We start from the raw sequence: 19596 nt of genomic DNA on the forward strand, positions 1-19596 counted from the left end.
GCGTGCCGAGCATGAATCCGAACCGTTCCGTCCTGGCCGCCGTGGCCGTCGTGTCCGCCGCGGTCGTGCTGTCCGGGTGCAGCAGCGAGCCGCCCGCGCTGACCTTCGGGGCGGCGAAGCCGTCCGGTGCGCGGCTGAGCGCGCAGCCCCCGCGGGGAGCTTCGGTGCCCCTCGCCCAGTGGCCCAACGCGTGCGAGGTGCTGGGCGATGAGGAGGTCCGCGCGATCCTGCCGCAGGCGAAGGACTTCCAGCGCGAGCCGGTCAAGGTGACCGTCCTCAACTTCAACCCGATGGCGAAGTCGGATCCGGGGACCACGGGCGACGTGCCGGCGGGTGGGTGCAAGACCGAGTTCAGCCTGCCGGCCAAGTACAAGGGCAAACACAACAGCTACATCCGCATCGTCTTCAAGGCCGTCGCGGATCCCGCTCTCGTGGATGCCGCCTACACCGAGGACCGCGACGACGAGGCGAAGCGGGCCGCCGGGGACACCAAGAAGTTCCGGGACCTGGGGAACTCGCTGGGTGCGGCCGGGTGCTACACCAAGAGCTTGACCACCACCATGATCTGCCACCAGGGCCCCTACCAGTTCGAGGTGGGCGGCATGTCGACCGCGGACGGCGTCGGCAAGTACCCGGATTCCGACGAGAACTGGCGCGCGAAGGTCCTGACCGAGGTGGTCCGCACGCTGAGCGCCCGCATGGCGTGAACCGGCGTTCGGACCTGTTCCCGGTTCGCCGGGGTGTGAGGCCCCTGCGCGATCAGGACGCCGCTGAGGAGGAGTGGTGCCGTCAGGCGGATCGCGGTCGCCGCTGTCTTGACCGGCGCGTCTTGGTCAGGGAGTGGACCGCAGCGGCGGCGCCTGCCGCGTCATCCCCGGGGGCTGGAGTAGGGGCGAGGGTTCGGGGCCGGGGTCATCGGTGTCGACGACTCCGGCGGCCGTGTGGTCGAAGTCGGCGGGCCAGCGGGTGTGCTCGCTGGCCACGGCGCCGGTCAGGCGTGCTTCGACAAGGTTGGCGGTGCTCAAGTCGGTGCCGCGCAAGTCGGCCATGCGGAGATCGGCGCGTTGGAAGACCGCGCCGTGGGCGACGGCCTTGCGCAGGTTCGCCTCGCGCAGGTCGGTCTCAGTGAAGTCGGCGTCACGCAAGTCGGTTTCAACCAGCTTCGCGCCCCGTAGGTCGGCCAGAATGCAGCGAGCCCGGCGGAGAATCGCAGTCGTGAGGTCGGCGTGCCGCAGGTTGACCGAGACCAGGGAGGCCTGGGTCAGATTGGCGTGGTACAGGCCCGCGGCCTCCAGGCAAGCGCGGTCGAAGTTGACCTCGGGGAACCAGAGTCCGTCGCAGTCGGCCCGGCGCAAGTCGGTGATGCTGAGATTGACCCAGGACTGCTCCCGGTGCTGGCACAGCACGCCGAGCGCGGTCAGCGCCACCTGGGCGTCGGCGGCGCGAGTCTCCAGGGGCGCGATGTCGTTGATGGGCACGTCTGCCGCCGGTGATTCCAGCCCGGCGGGTGGCCAGGGCAGGTGCGTACGCAGATACGCGGCCTGGATGGAGATGATGGCCTCCCGGTCGCGGGCGGACTGCTCCGCGATCCGCCACAGCGCGTGCAATCCACCGATGCGCACATCCAGCTTGTCGCTGCCGAGCTGGTCGACGGCCCGGCTGAATCGGTCGGTGACGTAGCCCTCCTGGGTGGCGCGCAAACCGTCCTGGCTCACCCGCAGTTGCCGCCAGGTGGCATACGCGCCGAAGAGCACGACCAGGCCGCCGACCACCTGCAGAAGCGTCGTACGGACATCGTTCACCGCTTTCAGTCGATCCTGTGCGGCGACGCTCGCCCCGGCGAGATCGTGGTCGACCACCACACCGGGCAGTAGGACGAACACTGCCCCTAGACCGACCAGCCCCGCCGCCCCGGCCAGCAGAGCCACGGCTGTACGACGCCTGACCAGCCCGTCGCGCCATGCCCGCCGCCCGCGGTCCGGTTCCCCCATCTCCATGGGCACAGGAGCTTAGGCTCCACTTAGTAAACGATCAAGAGTGCTGTGGCACTGGCCCGTGACGTGAGAACGGCCGTATGGGTTGAGTGAGTTGTGAGGTTTACCCGGGCCCGTACGACCTGTTCCCATCCTGCCCTGTCCGGGGTCCCGCGCGCACACTTCGGCGGGATACTCAAAGAACTCGCGCCCCGGTGGCAGGGTCGCACCCTGTTCAGCGGTGTGGTCCGGCCGCGCCGCATACACGACCAGACCGCCGTGCGCACCGAGGGCGACGGTGCGCCGGGTTGGGGTGATTTCCCCGCCAGTTGGTCGTTTAAATGAGGGACTTCCTCCGAAAACCTTCCCGTTACATCTTGACGCGGCCGATGTTAGCGCTCACAGTACACGTGGTGCGTTCAGCCGCACCGCCGGTTGGCCACTCAACACCCACACCCCCGCATACTCCTGCATGACTCGCCCCCGAAAATGTTAGCGCTAACAACTCACTTCCCGGGCAGTTGTCCGTGCGCGGGTGTCGTCGGCGTCCGGGCCGATGCGGCCCGTCTCATGTCGGCGATCCCAATGATGGAAGGAAGACGCTATGTCGGTTTGGTTAGCGCGCGCCGCGAGGTGGCGTCGTCGGTGGCGGTCGGGTGTGGCCGCCGCGGCAGCCATGGCGATCGTGGGCGTGTTGCTCACGGTGGCCACGACGCCGGCGTCGGCCGCCACGGTGGACACCACCGCCTGGTACGTACTGGTGAACCACAACAGCGGCAAGGCCCTCGACGTCCACAACTCCTCCACCACCGACGGCGCCGACGTCGTCCAGTGGACCCGCACCAACGCCAACAACCAGCAGTTCCAGTTCGTGGACTCCGGCGGCGGCTACTACCGGATCAAGGCGCGGCACTCGGGCAAGGTGATCGACGTGTCCAGCTGGTCGACGGCCGACGGTGCCGCCATCCACCAGTGGACCGACCACGGCGGCGCCAACCAGCAGTTCCGGTTGGCCGACTCCGACAGCGGCTACGTCCGGCTGATCAACCGCAACAGCAACAAGGCGGTCGAGGTCCAGAACGCGGCCACCAACGACGGCGCCAACGTCGTGCAGTACACCGACTGGGGCGGCACCAACCAGCAGTGGCAACTCGTCCGGGTGGATGGGGGCACCGGCACCGGCCCGTGCGACATCTACGGCGCAGGTGGTACGCCCTGCGTGGCGGCGCACAGCACAACGCGCGCCCTCTACAGCGCCTACAACGGAGACCTGTATCAGGTCAGGCGCGCGGACAACACGACCCGCAACATCGGCGTACTGACCCCTGGCGGCGTCGCCAACGCGGCGGCCCAGGACTCTTTCTGCGCAAACACCACGTGTGTCATCACGGTCCTGTTCGATCAGTCCGGGCGTGGCAACGACCTGTGGTACCAGGGTTCCGGCGTGGTCCCAGGCTCACCACAGACCCGCCCGGCCGTAGCGACCACCGAATCGCTGACTGTCGGTGGCAGCAAGGCCTACTCGCTGTACATCAACCCCGGGACCAGCTACTGGCGCGACGGCCACCTGACGGGTATCCCGACGGGCAGCGCACCCGAGGGCATGTACATGGTCACCAGCGGTACGCATGTCAACAGTGGCTGCTGCTTCGACTACGGCAACAGCGAAACCACCCGCAAGGCCGACGGGCCAGGTGCCATGGACGCCATCTACTTCGGGACGAGTTGCTGGTTCGGCGGCTGCTCCGGAACCGGACCCTGGGTGCAGGCCGACCTCGAATGGGGCCTGTTCCCGGGTGGCGCCAGCACGTGGAACCCGAACCAGCAGGCGTTCACCAGCAAGTTCGTCACGGCGACACTCAAAAACAACGGGACGTCGAGATTCGCGATCAAGGGCAGCAATGCCGAGGCCGGAAGCCTGAACACCCTATGGGACGGCGCGCTTCCCAACGAGCCCAATGTATACAGCCCGATGAAGAAGCAAGGCGCCATCGTCTTGGGCAGTGGCGGCGACTGCTGCTCACCCGACGTAGGCAATATCAACGATAGCGCGGGCACGTTCTACGAGGGTGCCATGGTCTCGGGCTACCCGTCGGATGCGACCGAAAATGCGGTCCAGGCGAACATCGCCGCCGCCGGCTACCGATGAACCGGACCCGGCCGCCGGCCTGACGGGTACAAGCGGTGCCGCCGCTCCAAGGCGGCGGCACCGCATCCTTCACCGCCGGTTGGCTACTCAACACCTGCGCGATCTGCAATTCCTCTACCAGGGGCGCGACCCCAGCACCGACGGCATGGACCACGGCCTCCTGCCGTACCGGCCGGGCGTGCTGACACCGCAGCGCTAGATGTCCGGCTTCTGGCGGTCCCCGCCGACGCCACCCCTTCGTATCCCAACCGAATAAGGGACTCAAACAGTGACATTCGCACTTCAGCGGTCGTCGAAACGCGTTCTCGCCTTGACGATAAGCCTTCTATGCATGATGGCATTTCTTCCGGACGCGGCCCAGGCAGACAACCCGATCGTGCAACACATTTACACCGCCGACCCGGCACCTCTGGTCTACAACGGCCGGGTCTATCTGTACACCGGACACGATGAGGACAACTCGACGCCGACGTCTTTCACGATGCGCGAGTGGCGGGTGTCGTCCTCGTCGGACATGGTGAACTGGACTGATCACGGCTCGCCGATGAGCCTGGCGACCTTCAGCTGGGCCAGCGCGGACGCCTGGGCGGGACAGGCCGTCTACCGCAACGGCAAGTTCTACTGGTATGTGCCGGTGCGAATGACCAACGGCTCGCAAGCCATCGGAGTCGGGGTCTCGGACAGCCCCACCGGGCCGTTCCACGACGCGCTCGGCGGTCCACTGATCCAGAACTCCGAAATCGACCCCACCGTCTTCATCGACGACGACGGGCAAGCCTACCTGTATTACGGCAACCCGAATCTGTGGTTTGTGCGGCTCAACGCCGACATGATCTCGTACTCCGGCAGCCCGACGCAGATACCGCTGACCACCGCGGGGTTCGGCACCCGCACGGGAGATGCGAACCGCCCCACCCTGTACGAGGAAGGACCGTGGTTCTACAAGCGGAACGGCCTGTACTACATGGTGTTCGCGGCGAAATGCTGCTCGGAGTTCATCGCCTACTCCACCTCGCCCGGCCCGACCGGGCCGTGGACGTATCGCGGCACGATCATGCCCTCGCAGGGCAGCAGCTTCACCAACCACGTCGGCGTCGTCGACTTCAACGGCGGCTCGTACTTCTTCTACCACAACGGCGCTCTTCCGGGCGGCGGTGGCTTCACCCGGTCGGTCGCAGTGGAGAAGTTCAGCTACAACGCCGACGGCACCATTCCAACGATCGATATGACGACGGCCGGGGCGCCGCAGGCCGGCACGCTCGATCCTTATGTCCGCCAGGAAGCCGAGACCATCGCGTGGGGCAGCGGCATCGAAACCGAACCCTCCAGCGAGGGCGGGATGAACATCAGCCGGATTGAGAACGGCGATTACATCAAGGTCAAGGGCGTGGCATTCGGCGCCGGTGCCGGCTCGTTCACCGCCAGGGTGGCCTCAAGCACCAGCGGCGGCCGAGTTGAGCTGCACCTGGACAGTACTACTGGGCCAACGGTCGGGACCTGCACGGTGTCGGGCACCGGAGGCTGGCAGACCTGGAGCACGGTCTCGTGCCCTGTTACCGGTGCGACCGGGACCCACGATCTGTACCTGCGCTTCGCCGGTGGCAGCGGATACCTGTTCAATATGAACTGGTGGCAGTTCACCACCGGCCGGCCCACCTTCTCGTCAACCGCCGTCGCCCAGCACAGCGGGTACTGCCTGGACGACCCCGACCAGAGCACCGCCGACGGCACTCAGTACCGGCAGTACACCTGCGGCGCCGGTGAGGAACAGCGGTTCGACTTCCACCCGGTGCCAGGGGTGGCGGACACCTACTTCCTGGTGAACCACTACAGCGGCAAGTGCCTCGACATCGGCGGCGTCTCCACCGCCGACGGCGCGGCCGTCCACCAGTGGACCTGCCACGGCGGCACGAACCAGCAGTTCACGCTGCGGCAGGTCGCCGCCAACGACTACCAGCTCGTCGCGGTGCACAGCGGCAAGTGCGTGGACGTCAGCGAGATCTCCACCGCCGTCGGAGCACTGGTCCACCAGTGGACCTGTGACTCCGCCAGTGCCCTGGCAACCAAGAAGAACCAGGTCTGGCGCCTGACCGGCAAGAGCTGAGCCAACACAGGGTCGGGCCCGGGCCGGCAACCCGGCGCCCGACCCGGTCCAGGGCCTTTTGCCGGCCGGGGTAGCCGACATACGCCACTGGTCGAGCAATCCTCGTCACAGCGGGGTCAGCGGCGGACGCGGGGCATGCCCAGGCCGATCCAGGAGATGATCTCGCGCTGGATCTCGTTGTTGCCGCCGCCGAAGGTGAAGATGACCGCGCTGCGGTAGCCGCGTTCGAGTTCGCCGTGCAGGACGGAGCCCGCCGAGCCGTCCTTCAGGATGCCCGCCGCGCCGACGACCTCCATCAGCCAGGCGTAGGCGTCCCGGCGGGCCTCGGAGCCGTAGACCTTGACGGCGGAGGCGTCCTGCGGGGTGAGGGTGCCGCTCTGGACGGCGTTGACCATCTGCCAGTTGAGCAGCTTCATCGCGTCGAGCCGGGCGTGCGTGCGGGCGAGGCGGCCGCGCACCCAGCCGAGGTCGATGACCCGGCGGCCGTCAGCGAGCTTGGTGTCGGCGGCCCAGCGCTGTACGTCGTGCAGGGCGCGGATGGCCATGGTGCCGTGGGCGGCGAGGGTGACGCGCTCGTGGTTGAGCTGGTTGGTGATCAGGCGCCAGCCCTTGTTCTCCTGGCCGACCCGGCGGTTCGCGGGGACGCGGATGTTCTCGTAGTGGCTCGCGGTGGTGTCGTGCGAGGCGAGGGTGTTGATGAGGGTGCAGGAGTAGCCGGGGTCGTCGGTGGGGACCAGGAGCATGGTGATGCCCCTGTGGGCGGGGGCTTCGGGGTCGGTGCGCACGGCGAGCCAGACCCAGTCGGCGGTGTCGCCGTTGGTGGTCCAGATCTTCTGCCCGTTGACGACATAGGTGCCGCTCTCCTCGTCGCCCTCGCGGACGGCTTTGCACTTGAGGGCGGCGAGGTCGGTGCCCGCCTCGGGTTCGCTGTAGCCGATGGCGAAGTCGATCTCCCCGGCGAGGATCCGGGGGAGGAAGTACGCCTTCTGCTCGTCCGTGCCGAACTGCATGATGGTCGGGCCGACGGTGTTGAGGGCCATCAGCGGCAGCGGGACCACGGCCTGCGCGGCCTCGTCGAAGAAGATGAACTGGTCCATGGGCGACATCCCGCGCCCGCCGTACTCCTTCGGCCAGCCGACCCCGAGCCAGCCGTCCGCCCCGAGCCGCCGGATCGTCTCGCGGTAGAAGCGCTTCTGCGCGGTGGCGTCCTGGTAGCGCCCGTAGACGTCCTCCGGGACCAGCTCGGCGAAGTAGGCGCGCAGTTCGGTGCGCAACCGCTGCTGCTCAGGCGTGTATTCGAGGTGCACGGCCCCTCCGGGAGTCTCACGGTCCGTCCTGCGCTGGCGGGCGTAGAGTAGAACGTGTTCCAAGAATCCGGAAGGGTCGGCGCGCACCGTCCTCCTCAGTGCCGGGCGGCGCCCGCTCCCACCGGGTGCGCGGAGTTCAGGGCCGTGATCATGGCTGCCGTGGTGGCCGTCATCGCCGTACGGGCCGCCGTCAGGTACGGGCGGGGGTCGGCCTTGGTCAGGTGCGTGCGGATGGCCTCGGTCATCGCCACGTTCAGCGCGGTGCCGATGTTGACCTTGCGGATGCCGCCCGCGACCGCCGCCGCCAGTTCCGCGTCCGGCAGACCCGAGGACCCGTGCAGGACGAGCGGTACGTCCACGGTCTTGGCCAGCCGGGCGAGCAGCGTGTGATCCAGGGCGGCGGTCCGCGAGGTCATCGCGTGACTGCTCCCGATCGCTACGGCCAGCGCGTCCACGCCCGAGTCCGCGACGAAGCGCCGCGCCTCGTCCGGGTCCGTACGGGCGCCGGGAGCGTGCGGGTCCAGCGGGGCCGCGCCGTTCTTGCCGCCCACCTCGCCCAGCTCCGCCTCGATCCACAGACCGTTGGCGTGCGCCCAGTCGGCGGCCGAGCGGGTGGCCTCCAGGTTCTCCCCGTACGGCAGGTGCGCGGCGTCGTACATCACCGAGCCGAAGCCCGCGTCGGCCGCCTGGCGCAGCAGATCGGTGCTCTTGACGTGGTCCAGGTGCAGGCCGACGGGCACCCCGGCGGCCTCGGCGCAGGCCAGCGCGGCGCGCGCGATGGGCAGCAGGCGGCCGTCCCGGAACCGGACCGCGTTCTCGCTGAGCTGGATGATGACCGGCGTACCGGTCCGCTCGGCCCCGGCGACGACGGCCTCGGCGTGTTCGAGGGTGATGATGTTGAACGCGGCCACGGCCCGGCCCCCGGCGGCGGCCTCCTGGACGAGGGTGCCCGCGGGAACGAGGCTCATCGGACGGCCTCCTCTTCGCTGGTGAGGATCACCGAACGGGTGAGGTTGCGCGGCCGGTCGGGGTCCAGGTCCTGGTGCGCGGCGACGGCGATCGCGAGCCGGTGCACCCGTACCAGCTCGGCCAGCGGATCGTGCCGGGCCTCCACCCACTGCGCCCCCGTGTCACGGACCTGATCGGCGAGGCCGTCGGGGGCCTCGTCCATCGCCCAGGTGACGGTGCCGGGGCCGCTGACGCTGATCGGACCGTGCCGGTACTCCATCGCCGGGTAGGACTCGGACCAGGACAGCGAGGCCTCGCGCATCTTGAGGGCGGCCTCGTTGGCCAGACCGATGCTCCAGCCCCGGCCCAGGAAGGTGAACTGGCCTCGGCTCGCCAGCTGCTCGGGCAGCGGCTCGGTCAGCGCGGCGCGCGCGTCCGCGACGACCGCCGGGCTGTGCAGGCCGAAGTGGGCGCGCAGCAGGGTGAGGGCCGTGGTGGCGAAGCGGGTCTGCACGACCGAGCGCTCGTCGGCGAAGTCCAGGACGACCAGGTCGTCGGCGAGGGTCATCACCGGCGTGTCGGGGTCACCGATGACGGCGGTGGTACGGACCCCCGCGTCGCGCAGCTGCGCGAGCAGGTCCAGCACCTCCGTGGTGGTGCCGGAGCGGGTGAGGGCCACGACCCGGTCGTAGCGCCGGTGGCGCGGGAACTCCGACGCGGGGAAAGCGTCCGTCTCCCCGGCACCGGAATCCTCGCGCAGCGCGGCGGCGGCCTGCGCCATGTAGTACGAGGTCCCGCACCCCACGATCGCGGTGCGCTCCCCCGGTTGCGGGAGCACGGCCCGCTGGGCCGGGGCCATTTCGGCGGCCCGCTCCCAGCAGTCGGGTTGCGTGGTCAGCTCGTACGCGACATGGCTCATGTCGGCTCCCTGTGCGGTGGAGTGCGTGCAGTGCATTTTTCTGCAAGATAGCGGGTTGTTTCGCGCAACTTCAAGCATCGAGGGGGTCATGGACTGGGTTAATGTCGACGCAGAGCCCGAACACGGCCCGAACGAACACAGCCCGAACGCGAGCAACGCTCGAACGCGATCACGTTTCGAACGCGATCACCGCTCGAACGCACAGAAGGGGGTACGCCGCCGTGGGGTCCATGTCCCGGGAGGTGCGCTGGCAAACGCTGCTGGATCTGCTGGTGGAACGCGGTCGCCTGGAGGTCGAGCCGGCCGCCGAGACGCTCGGCGTGTCCGCCGCCACCATCCGGCGCGACTTCGACGAACTGGCGCAGCAGCAGCTGCTGGTGCGCACGCGCGGCGGGGCGGTGCTGCACGGCGTGTCGTACGAGCTTCCGCTGCGCTACCGCACCACGCGCCGCGCGGCGGAGAAGCGCCGGATCAGCGAAGCGGTGGCCGCGCTGATCGCCCCGGGCGAGGTCGTCGGCCTGACGGGCGGTACGACCACCACCGAGGTCGCCCGCGCGCTCGCGGGCCGGGCGGACCTGAGCGCGGGGGTGAGCGGGTCGCCCGCGCTGACCGTGGTCACGAACGCGCTCAACATCGCGGGCGAGCTGGTCATCCGGCCGCAGTTCAAGACGGTGCTCACCGGGGGCGTGGCGCGCCCCCAGTCCTACGAGCTGACCGGACCCCTGGCTCAGGGCGTCCTGGGCCAGCTCACGGTGGACACGGCGGTCCTCGGCGTGGACGGCTTCGACCCGGTGGACGGGGCCGCCACCCGGCACGAGGACGAGGCGGCGGTGAACCGCCTCCTGTGCGACCGGTCCCGCCGGGTGGTCATCGCGGCGGACTCCAGCAAACTGGGCGTACGCGCCTTCGCCCGCATCTGCCCGGCCTCGGCGGTACACATCCTGGTCACGGACACGGGCCTGTCGGACGCCGGAGCCCAAGCCTTCGAGGAGGCGGGGGTGGAGGTCGTGCGGGTGTGAGCCGTGCAGCCCCGGCTCCGCCGGGGCGCGGCTTCGCCGCTCTTGCCTGTGTTCCGAGCGCCCGGGGTCGGGGCGCGGCTCCGCCGCGGGGGCGGTGGCGTTGTGTGGCCGGGTCGGGGTGGTTCCGGGGGCTGCCCGCCAGTTCAACTGTCTCTTCGTGCCGGGTCACGCTGTCAAGGGCGCTCCCTGCGGTCGCGTCGCTTCGCGATGGCCTTCGGCCACCCTTGACAGCGCGCCCCGTCACGAAAAGCCAAGAACTGTCGGGCGGCCCCCGGGGGAAGGCATGGGGGACCTGGCCCACCTATCGGGGTTCCGGGCGGGTGGCCCAGGGGCCAGGTGCGGCCCAGCCGCGCCCTCCGGGCGGACAGACAACAGACGACAAGCCGCACCCAAATCGCTACGCGCTCCTCTGGAAGCGGCGTCTGCGAGCTGTCTGGGGCTGGTGAGTGGTGCGGGGAGGCCGAAAGCTCGGCTGGACGAGCATGGAGTCGGGTCAAGCGACTCTCGACACTCAACACCCCTCCAAAATGCCCTTTTTGTGGCGGTTTAGACCCCGCACTTTGGGGCGGACAGCCGCCTGACCTGTCTCCACTTCGGCCTGACGGAAGTCCGGACCCCAAACAGCCCGCAGACGCCTCCCCGAGCGCAACTGTGTAGCGATCTGCCCGCGTGCTTGTCGTCTGTTGCCTGTTCGCCCGAAGGGCGCGGCTGGGCCGCACCCGGCCGCTGGCCCACCCGCCCGGAACCCCGGGAAGTGGACCAGGTCCCCCCTGCCTTCCCCCGGGGGCCGCCCGACAGTTCTTGGCTTTTCGTGGGGACGGGATCTGTCAAGGGTGGCCGAAGGCCATCGCGAAGCGACGCGACCGCAGGGAGCGCCCTTGACAGGTCACGGCACCACGAAGAGACAGTTGAACTGACGGGCAGCCCCCGGAACCCCACCGACCCCGCCCGCACAACGCCACCGCCCCCCGCGGCGCAGCCGCGCCCCGGCGAAGCCGCACCCGGCGCAGCCGGGAACGCCCGGTTGGTAGGGATACCTCCACCCCGCCCCGGGGGGTAGGACCCATGGTCACTCCCCCTCCCCCGGGAAATTATTGGATCATGAAACAACGCAAGCCCGCCCGTGCCCCCATGGCCGCATTGCTGCTCACCGTCGGCGCGGTGCTCGCCGCAGCGCCCGTCGCAGACGCCGCGACCACCCTGCCCGCACGATCACCCGCGCAATCGCCCGCACAATCGCCCGCGCCCATACCCGCCCTGGAGCGCGGCGCGTACGCGCTGCGGAGCACCGAGGTGCAAGGGGACCTGGACGATCTGCGGCCGGTCGGGCGGATGGTGAACGACGCCCGGGTGGTGGGGCTGGGTGAGGCCACCCACAGCTCGCACGAGTTCTTCACCATGAAGCAGCGGGTCTTCCGCTACCTCGTCGAGGAGAAGGGCTTCCGCAGCTTCGCCCTGGAGGCGAGCTGGAGCACCGGGCTGCGGCTCAACGACTACGTGGTGCGTGGCCAGGGCGACCCCGAGCAGATCATGCGCGAGGAATTCCAGGCCCTTTACGTCTTCTGGAACAACTCCGAGTACCTCAACCTCCTGCGGTGGATGCGCACGTACAACCTGCAGCACCCGCAGGACCCCGTGCAGTTCATGGGCGACGACTTCGGGTACGCGGGTCCGCAGCTCTACGACGACGTGACCGCGTACGTCGCCAGGGCCCGCCCGGAGCTGCTGTCGCGGTTCACCGAGCTGTACGACGGTCTGCGGCCCACGGCGACCGCCGAAGCCCATATGAAGGAGTACCCGGAACGACCCCTGGCCGAACGGCAGGAGATCGCCGGTCGGACCGGGCGCGCCCTGGCTCTGCTCAAGCAGCAGCGGCCCGGCACCGGGGGCGATGCCCGGGCGTACGCCTGGGCGGTGCAGCACGCCACCGCCATCGACCAGACGGCCAGGGGGTACTCCTTCGACTTCGACAACCCGCAACAAGGTGCCGAGGGCATGCGCTACCGGGACCGGATCATGGCGGACAACGTCGACTGGTGGCAGAAGCAGACGGGTGACAAGGTGCTGCTGGCGGCTCACAACGGCCATGTCGCCTTGCAGAGCCATGATCCGGCGCACTACCCCAAGGTGCAAGGGAGCTACCTGCGCGACACGTTGGGCAAGAACTACGTGAGCATCGGCTCCACCTTCGACCAGGGCTCGTTCAACGCCTACGGAGACGACGGCCGGTTGCGGACCCACACGGTGGGGTCCGCCGGTCCCGGCACCAACGAGTACACCCTGGACGAGGTGCGTCTGCGGGACTACGTCCTCGATCTGCGCAACGCCCCGCCCGCGGCCCGTGACTGGCTGGCGATGCCCCGCCCGACCCGCCACATCGGCGGCGCCTATCCCGGCCCCGCCGGGCCCGAGGCCCGGATCGCGCTCGCCGCCTCGTACGACGTCCTCATCCACCTGCACCAGGTGACCGCCGCCCACCAGCGGCCCGCCCCCACCGAGAAATAGCCGCGCTGCCGCCAGTGGGCTCAGTGCGCCGGCAGGCGGCCCGCCTCGCGGGCCAGGGCGGCCAGGACCGGGGCGATCAGGGGGTGGGTTTCGGCGCCTCTGCGGGTGGCCGCGAAGACGCGGCGGGTGGCCGCCGGGCCTTCGACCGGGCGGACCTGGACCTCCTTGAGGTCGGTGCCGCGCAGCGCCGAGCGCGGGACCAGGGCTACGCCCGCCCCCGCGCCGACCAGGGCGATCACGGCCCGGAAGTCGTCGGACGAGTGCCTGAACCTGGGCTGGAAGCCGGCCAGTTCGCAGGCCAGCAGGGTCACGTCGTGGCAGGGGTTGCCGGGGTACTGGCCCACCCAGTCCGCGTCGGAGAGTCCGGCGAGGGACACCTCGGGGAGGGCGGCGAGGGCATGGCCCGCGGGGAGCACCGCGTCGAAGGGTTCCGCGTACAGCGGGAGCACCGAGAGCCGGGTGTCGTCGGCGCCCGGGCCGCCCCGGTACTCCACGGCGAGCGCCACGTCGGCCTCCCCGTCCAGCAGCAGCGGCAGGCTCTGGTCGCCTTCCGCGTCGCGGACCCGCAGCCGGATGCCCGGGTGGTCCAGGGCGAGCCGGGCGATGGCCGGGGCGAGGACTTCGGTGATGCCGGTGGCGAAGGCGGCCACAGTGATCTCGCCCGCCGCACCGCCCGCGTAGGCGGCCAGTTCGGCCTCGGCGCGCTCCAGCTGGGCCTGTACCTCGTGGGCGTGCCCGACGAGGATCTCACCGGCGGCGGTGAGCCGTACGCCCCGCCCGCTGCGGGTGAGCAGTACGTGCCCGCTCTCCTGTTCCAGCGCCGCGAGCTGCTGGGACACGGCCGAGGGGGTCAGGTACAGGGCTGCGGCCGCGGCGGTCACCGTACGGTGGTCCGCCACGGCCCGCAGGATGCGCAGCCGGCGGGGGTCGATCACCCCTCCATGATGTCAGCCCGCAGAGGAGCCGAGCGCCGCGCGGGCGTCGATGAAGGCGGCCACCGCGCGCTCCACGTCCGCCGTCGAGTGGGCGGCCGAGAGCTGTACGCGGATCCGGGCGGCGCCCATCGGGACGACGGGGTAGGAGAAGCCGATCACGTACACGCCGCGCTCCAGCAGCAGCTCCGCCATGCGGGCCGCCTCCGCCGCGTCGCCGATCATGACGGGGGCGATGGCGTGGTCGCCGGGCAGGATCTCGAAGCCCGCCTCGGTCATCTTCGTACGGAAGAGCGAGGTGTTGGCGGCGAGCTGCTCGCGCAGGTCACCGGCCGATTCGAGCAGGTCGAGGACCTTGAGCGAGGCGGCGGCGATGACCGGGGCGAGGGAGTTGGAGAAGAGGTACGGGCGCGAGCGCTGGCGCAGCAGGGCGACGATCTCGGCGCGGGCGGCGACGTAGCCGCCGGAGGCTCCGCCGAGGGCCTTGCCGAGGGTGCCGGTGATGATGTCGACGCGGTCCATGACCCCGTGCAGTTCGGGCGTACCGCGGCCGCCGGGGCCGACGAAGCCGACGGCGTGCGAGTCGTCGACCATGACCATGGCGTCGTAGCGGTCCGCGAGGTCGCAGATCTCCGTGAGGGGGGCGACGTAGCCGTCCATGGAGAAGACGCCGTCGGTGACGATCAGCTTGCGGCGGGCGCCGCCCTCGGTGGCTTCCTTGAGCCGGGTCTCCAGCTCCGCCATGTCGCGGTTGGCGTAGCGGAAGCGGCGGGCCTTGGAGAGGCGGATGCCGTCGATGATCGAGGCGTGGTTGAGGGCGTCGGAGATCACCGCGTCCTCGGCGCCGAGCAGGGTCTCGAAGACGCCGCCGTTGGCGTCGAAGCAGGAGGAGTAGAGGATCGTGTCCTCCTGGCCGAGGAACGAGGAGAGCCGGGCCTCCAGTTCCTTGTGCACCTCCTGGGTGCCGCAGATGAAGCGGACGGAGGCCATGCCGTAGCCCCAGCGGTCCAGCGCGTCCTTCGCGGCGGTGACCACCTCGGGGTGGTCGGCGAGGCCGAGGTAGTTGTTGGCGCAGAAGTTCAGCACCTCGCCGGAGGAGCCCGGGACCCCGCCGGAGGTGACGCCGACGGACGCGTTCTGCGGGGTGCCGATGACGCGCTCGGGCTTGTGCAGCCCGGCGGAACGGATCTCGTCCAGGGTGGTGCGCAGGTCTTCGCGTACGGACTCGAACATGGTGCTCTCTTTCCACTGGAGCGGCGGCGGACGGAGGGGGGCCGGACCCCGCGGAGGGGGAGGGTGGTGCGGGGCCCGGCCGGAGGGAGATGGTTCAGGGGTGGCGCGAGGAGTGGGCGCGCCGAAGGCGTCGGCGCGCGGACCGTGGCGCGCGGACCGTCCGGAGGGGCGGTTACGCCGTCCAGTCCAGGATGATCTTGCCACTGCGGGCGGTCGCGGCCTCGTCGAAGGCGGCGTCGAAGTCCCGGTGCGAGTAGCGGCCGGTGATGACCGGGCCGAGGTCGAGCCCGCCCTCCAGCAGCACCGTCATCGCGTACCAGGTCTCGAACATCTCGCGGCCGTAGATGCCCTTGATGGTGATCATCGAAGTGACCACCTTGGCCCAGTCCACCGGGAACTCCTGCGCGGGCAGGCCCAGCATCGCGATCCGGCCGCCGTGCGTCATGTTGTCGATCATGTCGCGCATCGCCTCGGGACGGCCCGACATCTCCAGGCCGATGTCGAAGCCCTCGCGCAGGCCGAGCTGCGCCTGGGCGTCGGCGATCGTGGCGCTGCGGACGTCGAGCGCGAGCGTGGCGCCCGCCTTGCGGGCGATCTCCAGCCGCTCGGGGCTGACGTCGGTGATGGTCACGCTGCGCGCACCGGCGTGCCGGGCGACGGCCGCCGCCATGATGCCGATCGGGCCCGCGCCGGTGATCAGGACGTCCTCGCCGACCAGGGGGAAGGACAGGGCCGTGTGCACGGCGTTGCCGAACGGGTCGAAGATCGCCGCCACGTCCAGGTCGACCTTGGTCCGGTGCACCCACACGTTCTGCGCGGGCAGGACGACATACTCGGCGAACGCGCCGTCGCGTCCGACGCCGAGACCGACCGTGCTGCGGCACAGGTGGCGGCGTCCGGCCAGGCAGTTGCGGCACTTGCCGCACACGAGGTGCCCCTCGCCGCTGACCAGCGCGCCGACCTCGATGTCCTGGACGTCGGCGCCGATCGCGGCGACCTCGCCGACGAATTCGTGGCCGAGGATCAGCGGGGTCTTGACGGCGCCCTGCGCCCAGCCGTCCCACGAACGGATGTGCAGGTCCGTCCCGCAGATGCCGGTGCGCAGCACCTTGATGAGCACCTCGCCGGGGCCGTACTCGGGCTCGGGCACGTCCATGAGCCACAGTCCGGGCTCGGCCTTGTGCTTGACGAGTGCCTTCATGGCGTGGCTCCAGGCATGCGGAGGGGGCGCCGCGACCCCTGGGGCGGGTGCGGTGCATCGACAGGCACCAATCTGCCGACCCCGTAACGATCAGTCCATCGAGGATTTCTTAAGCGGGTCGACAGCGCAGCTTCACGCCTATGCTCCTCACGTGACGGGGCCGGGCAGGGGCAGGGAACGGGGAGGTGGCAGCGGTGCCGAGTCTGCGCAGTCGGGCGCTGTCGGCCGCGCTGATCGCGGCGGGTCGGCGAAGACGGTTCGCGAGTGCCGAGGCGGTACGGGCCCGGGTGGCCGAGTCGGCGCGCAGACCCGCGTCGCACCTGCCGCCGCGCTGGCTGGGGAAGGTCGCCGAGGTCTCGCGCACCTTCGTCGGGGCGTGGCCGGTGTACGACGTCTCGCCGCTCGGGGCGGAGCCGGCGGCCCGGGTGCTGTACGTGCACGGCGGCGAGTTCATCGACGAACTGGTGCGGCCGCACTGGGCTTTGATCCGCACCCTGGTGACCGAGGCGCGGGCGCGCTGTGTCGTACCCGCCTACATCCTGGCGCCGCGCGGGACCGCCGACCGGACGGTTCCGGTGGCCGCGGACCTGCTGAGCGGGCTGATCGCGAGCGGTGGGGACGGCGGCACGGTGCTGATCGGGGACTCGGCGGGCGCGGGGCTGGCGCTCGCGGCCGCGCAGCGGCTGCGCGACCGGACCGGTGCACAGCCCTCCCGGATCGTGCTGGTCTCGCCCTGGCTGGACGTGACGATGACCCATCCGGACCAGGCCGCGCTGGAGGCCGCCGATCCGCTGCTCGCGCGGCCGGGGCTGGTGGAGGCGGGCCGGCTGTACGCCGGGACGCTGGCCACCGACGACCCGCGGGTGAGCCCGCTGCACGGTTCCTTCGCCGGGCTGGCGCCGCTGACGGTGTTCGCGGGCTCGCGGGACGTGCTGGTCACCGACAGCCGTGAGCTGGTGCGCCGGGCGCGGGCGGACGGGGTCGAGGTGGACTACCACGAGGCGGCCGGGCTGCCCCACGGCTACCCGCTGCTCCCGGTCCCGGAGGGCCGTGCGGCGCGGGCGGAGATCGTCCGGCTGGTCCGGTCGGCGACCGACGGCGACTGACGGCACGCCTCTGGGCACTGGGCGCGGCCCGCTCAGGCCGCGCAGGTCATGAGGGAGCTGATGGGCCGGGCCCGGTAGGCGGCCCAGAAGGCCTCGTCGCGGTGCGCGTCGGGGGGCGGGGTGCGGGCGGGCTGCCAGCCGACGGTGGCGAAGCCCGCCTCGACGGCCGCTTCGGCGAAGTCGGCGTGGGCCCATTCGCGGAACTCGAAGGGCACCGGCGGGTCGGTGAGGAACTGGGCGCGCAGCAGCGGCGCGTCCCCGGCGGGGTCGCGGTCGAGGATCCGGACGCCGTACGGCGACCAGTCCTGGTGCGGGAACGCGCCGGGGTTGGGCACGATGGCCAGCAGCCGGCCGCCGGGGCGCAGGTTGAGCCGGATCGAGCGGAACATCGCGTGCAGGGCGCCGCGGTCGGGCGCGTAGTTGAACAGGTGGACCGCGGTGGCCAGGTGGAAGGGGCCGAGCTGGGGCATCCCGGCGGCGTCGCCGACCACGTATTCGATGCGTGCCCCGGGGGCCGCGGCCACCGGCTCGTGGGCCTCGGCCCGGGCCAGTGCGATCATCCGTTCGGAGATGTCGACGCCGACGGTGCGGCGGGCCCCGCCGCGGGCCAGCAGCCGCGTGGTGTAGCCGTACCCGCAGGCGAGGTCGAGGGTGTCGAGCCCGTGCACCCCGCCGAGCGCGTCGAGGGCGCCCAGCAGGGTGAAGGTGTCGGCCGCCGAGGAGGCCGCCGTGGTCTTGGACTCGGCATAGCGCGCGCCGATGGTGTCGTACTGCTTCCGCATGATCCGTATCGTGCCCCGCGCGCGCGTCGGCGACGGCCCGGTCCGCGTGCCGTCCCCCGGACGAGGGAAGCGGTCGGCCTATCGGGGGCGTCCGGACCGCGCGGGGCGTACGGGGCCCACGGGGCGTACGGGGCTCAGCGCGACCAGCACCGGGCGCGCCCTGGCGCCCGTACCACTCACCCCAGCTCCGCGAGCGTCTTGAGCAGCGGCTCGGCGCCGTCCTCGCGGGCCAGGGCGACGGAGAGGCCCCGGGCCCGGGCGAGCATGCCCGGGTCGGTGGTGGCCGCGCGGATCGCCGCGGCCAGCCCGTCGACGGTGAGCCGCTGGTAGCGGACCGGGCGCGGGGCCACGCCGAGCGCGTACAGCCGGGCGGCCCAGAAGGGCTGGTCGAGCTGGACGGGGACGGGGACGGTGGGCACGCCCGCGCGCAGTCCCGCGGCGGTGGTGCCCGCGCCCGTGTGGTGGATCACCGCGGCGGTGCGCGGGAAGAGCCAGTCGTGCGGGACCTCGCCGACGCTGATCAGGTCGTCGCCCTCGGCGCTCAGCCCGCTCCAGCCCGCCTGGACGATCCCGCGCACCTTCGCCTTGCGCAGGGCGGCGGCGAGCAGTCCGCCGAGCCGTTCCGCGTCCCCGGCGACGAGGCTGCCGAAGCCGGCGAAGACGGGCGGCGGGCCCGCGTCGAGGAAGTCGAGGAGCCGCCGTTCCGGCCGCCAGCCGGGGGGCCGTTCGGGCCACCAGTAGCCGCCGACCCGGTGTCCGGCGGGCCAGTCGGCGGGGCGGGGCAGCACGAGGGGACTGAATCCGTGGTGCACCCGCCGGTCGGGGTCCAGGCCGAGGGGCCCGCTGAACCGGCGTGCGGGCAGGCCCAGTTCGCGGCGCAGGGCGCGCACTCCGGGGGCGAAGGCGCGGTCGCCGCAGGCCCAGACGGCCCGTCCGGTCAGCTTGTTGCCGTGCGGGCCGAAGGAGCGGCCGCCGACGACGAGCGGCGGGAAGGCCCGGGTGGGGGTGACGGGCAGCAGGTGGACGCCGACGCAGGGCAGTCCGTACCCCTCGGCGAGGGTGGCGCACAGCGGTTCGGTGAGGGTGGAGGCGAGGACGACGTCGGCGCCCGCGCGCACCGCGGCCGCGACCCCGTCGGTCAGCGGCGGGATGAACTCGCGGGCGAGGCGGATCACCCGGGCCATGGCGACGGGGGTGGTGACGGCCCGGGTCAGCCGCTGGCCCGCGGGCGAGGCCAGCTCCGTCCTGGGGTCGACGGGCAGCGGGCGGAAGCCCAGGCCGAGGGCGGTGACGGCGCCCTCGTACCGGCTGTGGGTGGCGAGGACGACCTCGTGTCCGGCGGCGCGCAGCCGCGTCCCGAGTCCGGTGTAGGGGGCGACGTCGCCCCAGGAGCCAGCTGTCACCATCAGTACGCGCAT

Annotated in this window: 15 protein-coding genes; 6 read left to right on the forward strand and 9 right to left on the reverse strand. The window is 71.1% G+C overall.

Annotated elements, in window-relative coordinates; translation table 11 throughout:
• Positions 1-2: 2 nt before the first annotated feature.
• Positions 3-707: a hypothetical protein gene (locus OHS33_RS02485; protein ID WP_330328719.1), complete on the forward strand. Its 705-nt coding sequence runs from the start codon at positions 3-5 to the stop codon at positions 705-707.
• Positions 708-833: 126 nt separating this feature from the next.
• Here OHS33_RS02485 and OHS33_RS02490 read toward each other — a convergent pair whose 3' ends face one another.
• Positions 834-1922 (reverse strand): pentapeptide repeat-containing protein, encoded by a 1089-nt coding sequence (locus OHS33_RS02490; RefSeq protein WP_443065408.1) that lies wholly within the window; start codon positions 1920-1922, stop codon positions 834-836.
• Between the two features lie 727 nt (positions 1923-2649).
• Between OHS33_RS02490 and OHS33_RS02495 the strand changes: the two genes are divergently transcribed.
• Together OHS33_RS02495 and OHS33_RS02500 are read left to right on the forward strand one after the other, a co-directional pair.
• Positions 2650-4122 (forward strand): arabinofuranosidase catalytic domain-containing protein, encoded by a 1473-nt coding sequence (locus tag OHS33_RS02495; protein WP_330334872.1) that lies wholly within the window; start codon positions 2650-2652, stop codon positions 4120-4122.
• 331 nt (positions 4123-4453) lie between these two features.
• Positions 4454-6226: a family 43 glycosylhydrolase gene (locus OHS33_RS02500; protein WP_330328721.1), complete on the forward strand. Its 1773-nt coding sequence runs from the start codon at positions 4454-4456 to the stop codon at positions 6224-6226.
• 116 nt (positions 6227-6342) lie between these two features.
• Here the strand turns inward: OHS33_RS02500 and OHS33_RS02505 are convergent, their stop codons facing one another.
• The 3 genes from OHS33_RS02505 to OHS33_RS02515 all read right to left on the reverse strand — a co-directional run bounded on the left by OHS33_RS02505 (position 6343) and on the right by OHS33_RS02515 (position 9400).
• Positions 6343-7533, reverse strand: a complete 1191-nt coding sequence (locus OHS33_RS02505) for an acyl-CoA dehydrogenase family protein (protein ID WP_330328722.1) — start codon at positions 7531-7533, stop codon at positions 6343-6345.
• Positions 7534-7628: 95 nt separating this feature from the next.
• Positions 7629-8501 carry a class II fructose-bisphosphate aldolase gene (locus tag OHS33_RS02510; RefSeq protein WP_330328723.1) on the reverse strand — a complete coding sequence of 291 codons (873 nt, stop codon included), beginning with the start codon at positions 8499-8501 and terminating at the stop codon, positions 7629-7631.
• Positions 8498-9400 carry an SIS domain-containing protein gene (locus OHS33_RS02515; RefSeq protein ID WP_330328724.1) on the reverse strand — a complete coding sequence of 301 codons (903 nt, stop codon included), beginning with the start codon at positions 9398-9400 and terminating at the stop codon, positions 8498-8500. Before OHS33_RS02515 ends, OHS33_RS02510 begins: the two co-directional genes overlap by 4 nt.
• Before the next feature lie 230 nt (positions 9401-9630).
• Between OHS33_RS02515 and OHS33_RS02520 the strand changes: the two genes are divergently transcribed.
• Positions 9631-10419, forward strand: a complete 789-nt coding sequence (locus tag OHS33_RS02520) for a DeoR/GlpR family DNA-binding transcription regulator (protein WP_330334873.1) — start codon at positions 9631-9633, stop codon at positions 10417-10419.
• A gap of 1101 nt (positions 10420-11520) precedes the next feature.
• The gene (locus OHS33_RS02525) at positions 11521-12924 is read left to right on the forward strand and encodes an erythromycin esterase family protein (protein WP_330328725.1); all 1404 of its coding nucleotides are present in this window, start codon (positions 11521-11523) and stop codon (positions 12922-12924) included.
• Between the two features lie 20 nt (positions 12925-12944).
• On the opposite strand, the gene OHS33_RS02530 is transcribed toward OHS33_RS02525, so the two are convergent.
• The 3 genes from OHS33_RS02530 to tdh all read right to left on the reverse strand — a co-directional run bounded on the left by OHS33_RS02530 (position 12945) and on the right by tdh (position 16290).
• A complete protein-coding gene (locus OHS33_RS02530) occupies positions 12945-13859 on the reverse strand; it encodes a LysR family transcriptional regulator (protein WP_330328726.1) in 915 nt (304 codons plus the stop codon).
• Positions 13860-13871: 12 nt separating this feature from the next.
• Positions 13872-15089 carry a glycine C-acetyltransferase gene (locus OHS33_RS02535; protein ID WP_330328727.1) on the reverse strand — a complete coding sequence of 406 codons (1218 nt, stop codon included), beginning with the start codon at positions 15087-15089 and terminating at the stop codon, positions 13872-13874.
• 172 nt (positions 15090-15261) lie between these two features.
• The gene (gene tdh / locus OHS33_RS02540) at positions 15262-16290 is read right to left on the reverse strand and encodes an L-threonine 3-dehydrogenase (protein ID WP_330328728.1); all 1029 of its coding nucleotides are present in this window, start codon (positions 16288-16290) and stop codon (positions 15262-15264) included.
• Positions 16291-16484: 194 nt separating this feature from the next.
• Between tdh and OHS33_RS02545 the strand changes: the two genes are divergently transcribed.
• Complete coding sequence (locus OHS33_RS02545; RefSeq protein WP_330328729.1) at positions 16485-17396, forward strand: alpha/beta hydrolase; 912 nt, start codon at positions 16485-16487, stop codon at positions 17394-17396.
• Between the two features lie 32 nt (positions 17397-17428).
• On the opposite strand, the gene OHS33_RS02550 is transcribed toward OHS33_RS02545, so the two are convergent.
• Both OHS33_RS02550 and OHS33_RS02555 read right to left on the reverse strand, forming a co-directional pair.
• On the reverse strand, positions 17429-18178 hold the full coding sequence (locus OHS33_RS02550) for a class I SAM-dependent methyltransferase (RefSeq protein ID WP_330328730.1): 750 nt from the start codon (positions 18176-18178) through the stop codon (positions 17429-17431).
• A 176-nt stretch (positions 18179-18354) separates the two neighbouring features.
• A complete protein-coding gene (locus tag OHS33_RS02555; RefSeq protein ID WP_330328731.1) occupies positions 18355-19596 on the reverse strand; it encodes a glycosyltransferase in 1242 nt (413 codons plus the stop codon).

The sequence above is a fragment of the Streptomyces sp. NBC_00536 genome, from assembly GCF_036346295.1.
GTDB lineage: Bacteria > Actinomycetota > Actinomycetes > Streptomycetales > Streptomycetaceae > Streptomyces.

Excerpts from the sequence above, each read along its gene's own strand:
- OHS33_RS02495 (WP_330334872.1), top strand. The coding sequence starts at position 2,650 with ATGGCGATCGTGGGCGTGTTGCTCACGGTGGCCACGACGCCGGCGTCG.
- OHS33_RS02510 (WP_330328723.1), bottom strand. The coding sequence starts at position 8,501 with ATGAGCCTCGTTCCCGCGGGCACCCTCGTCCAGGAGGCCGCCGCCGGG.
- OHS33_RS02500 (WP_330328721.1), top strand. The coding sequence starts at position 4,454 with ATGATGGCATTTCTTCCGGACGCGGCCCAGGCAGACAACCCGATCGTG.
- OHS33_RS02525 (WP_330328725.1), top strand. The coding sequence starts at position 11,521 with ATGAAACAACGCAAGCCCGCCCGTGCCCCCATGGCCGCATTGCTGCTC.
- OHS33_RS02515 (WP_330328724.1), bottom strand. The coding sequence starts at position 9,400 with ATGAGCCATGTCGCGTACGAGCTGACCACGCAACCCGACTGCTGGGAG.
- OHS33_RS02555 (WP_330328731.1), bottom strand. The coding sequence starts at position 19,596 with ATGCGCGTACTGATGGTGACAGCTGGCTCCTGGGGCGACGTCGCCCCC.
- OHS33_RS02520 (WP_330334873.1), top strand. The coding sequence starts at position 9,631 with ATGTCCCGGGAGGTGCGCTGGCAAACGCTGCTGGATCTGCTGGTGGAA.
- OHS33_RS02550 (WP_330328730.1), bottom strand. The coding sequence starts at position 18,178 with ATGCGGAAGCAGTACGACACCATCGGCGCGCGCTATGCCGAGTCCAAG.
- OHS33_RS02535 (WP_330328727.1), bottom strand. The coding sequence starts at position 15,089 with ATGTTCGAGTCCGTACGCGAAGACCTGCGCACCACCCTGGACGAGATC.
- tdh (WP_330328728.1), bottom strand. The coding sequence starts at position 16,290 with ATGAAGGCACTCGTCAAGCACAAGGCCGAGCCCGGACTGTGGCTCATG.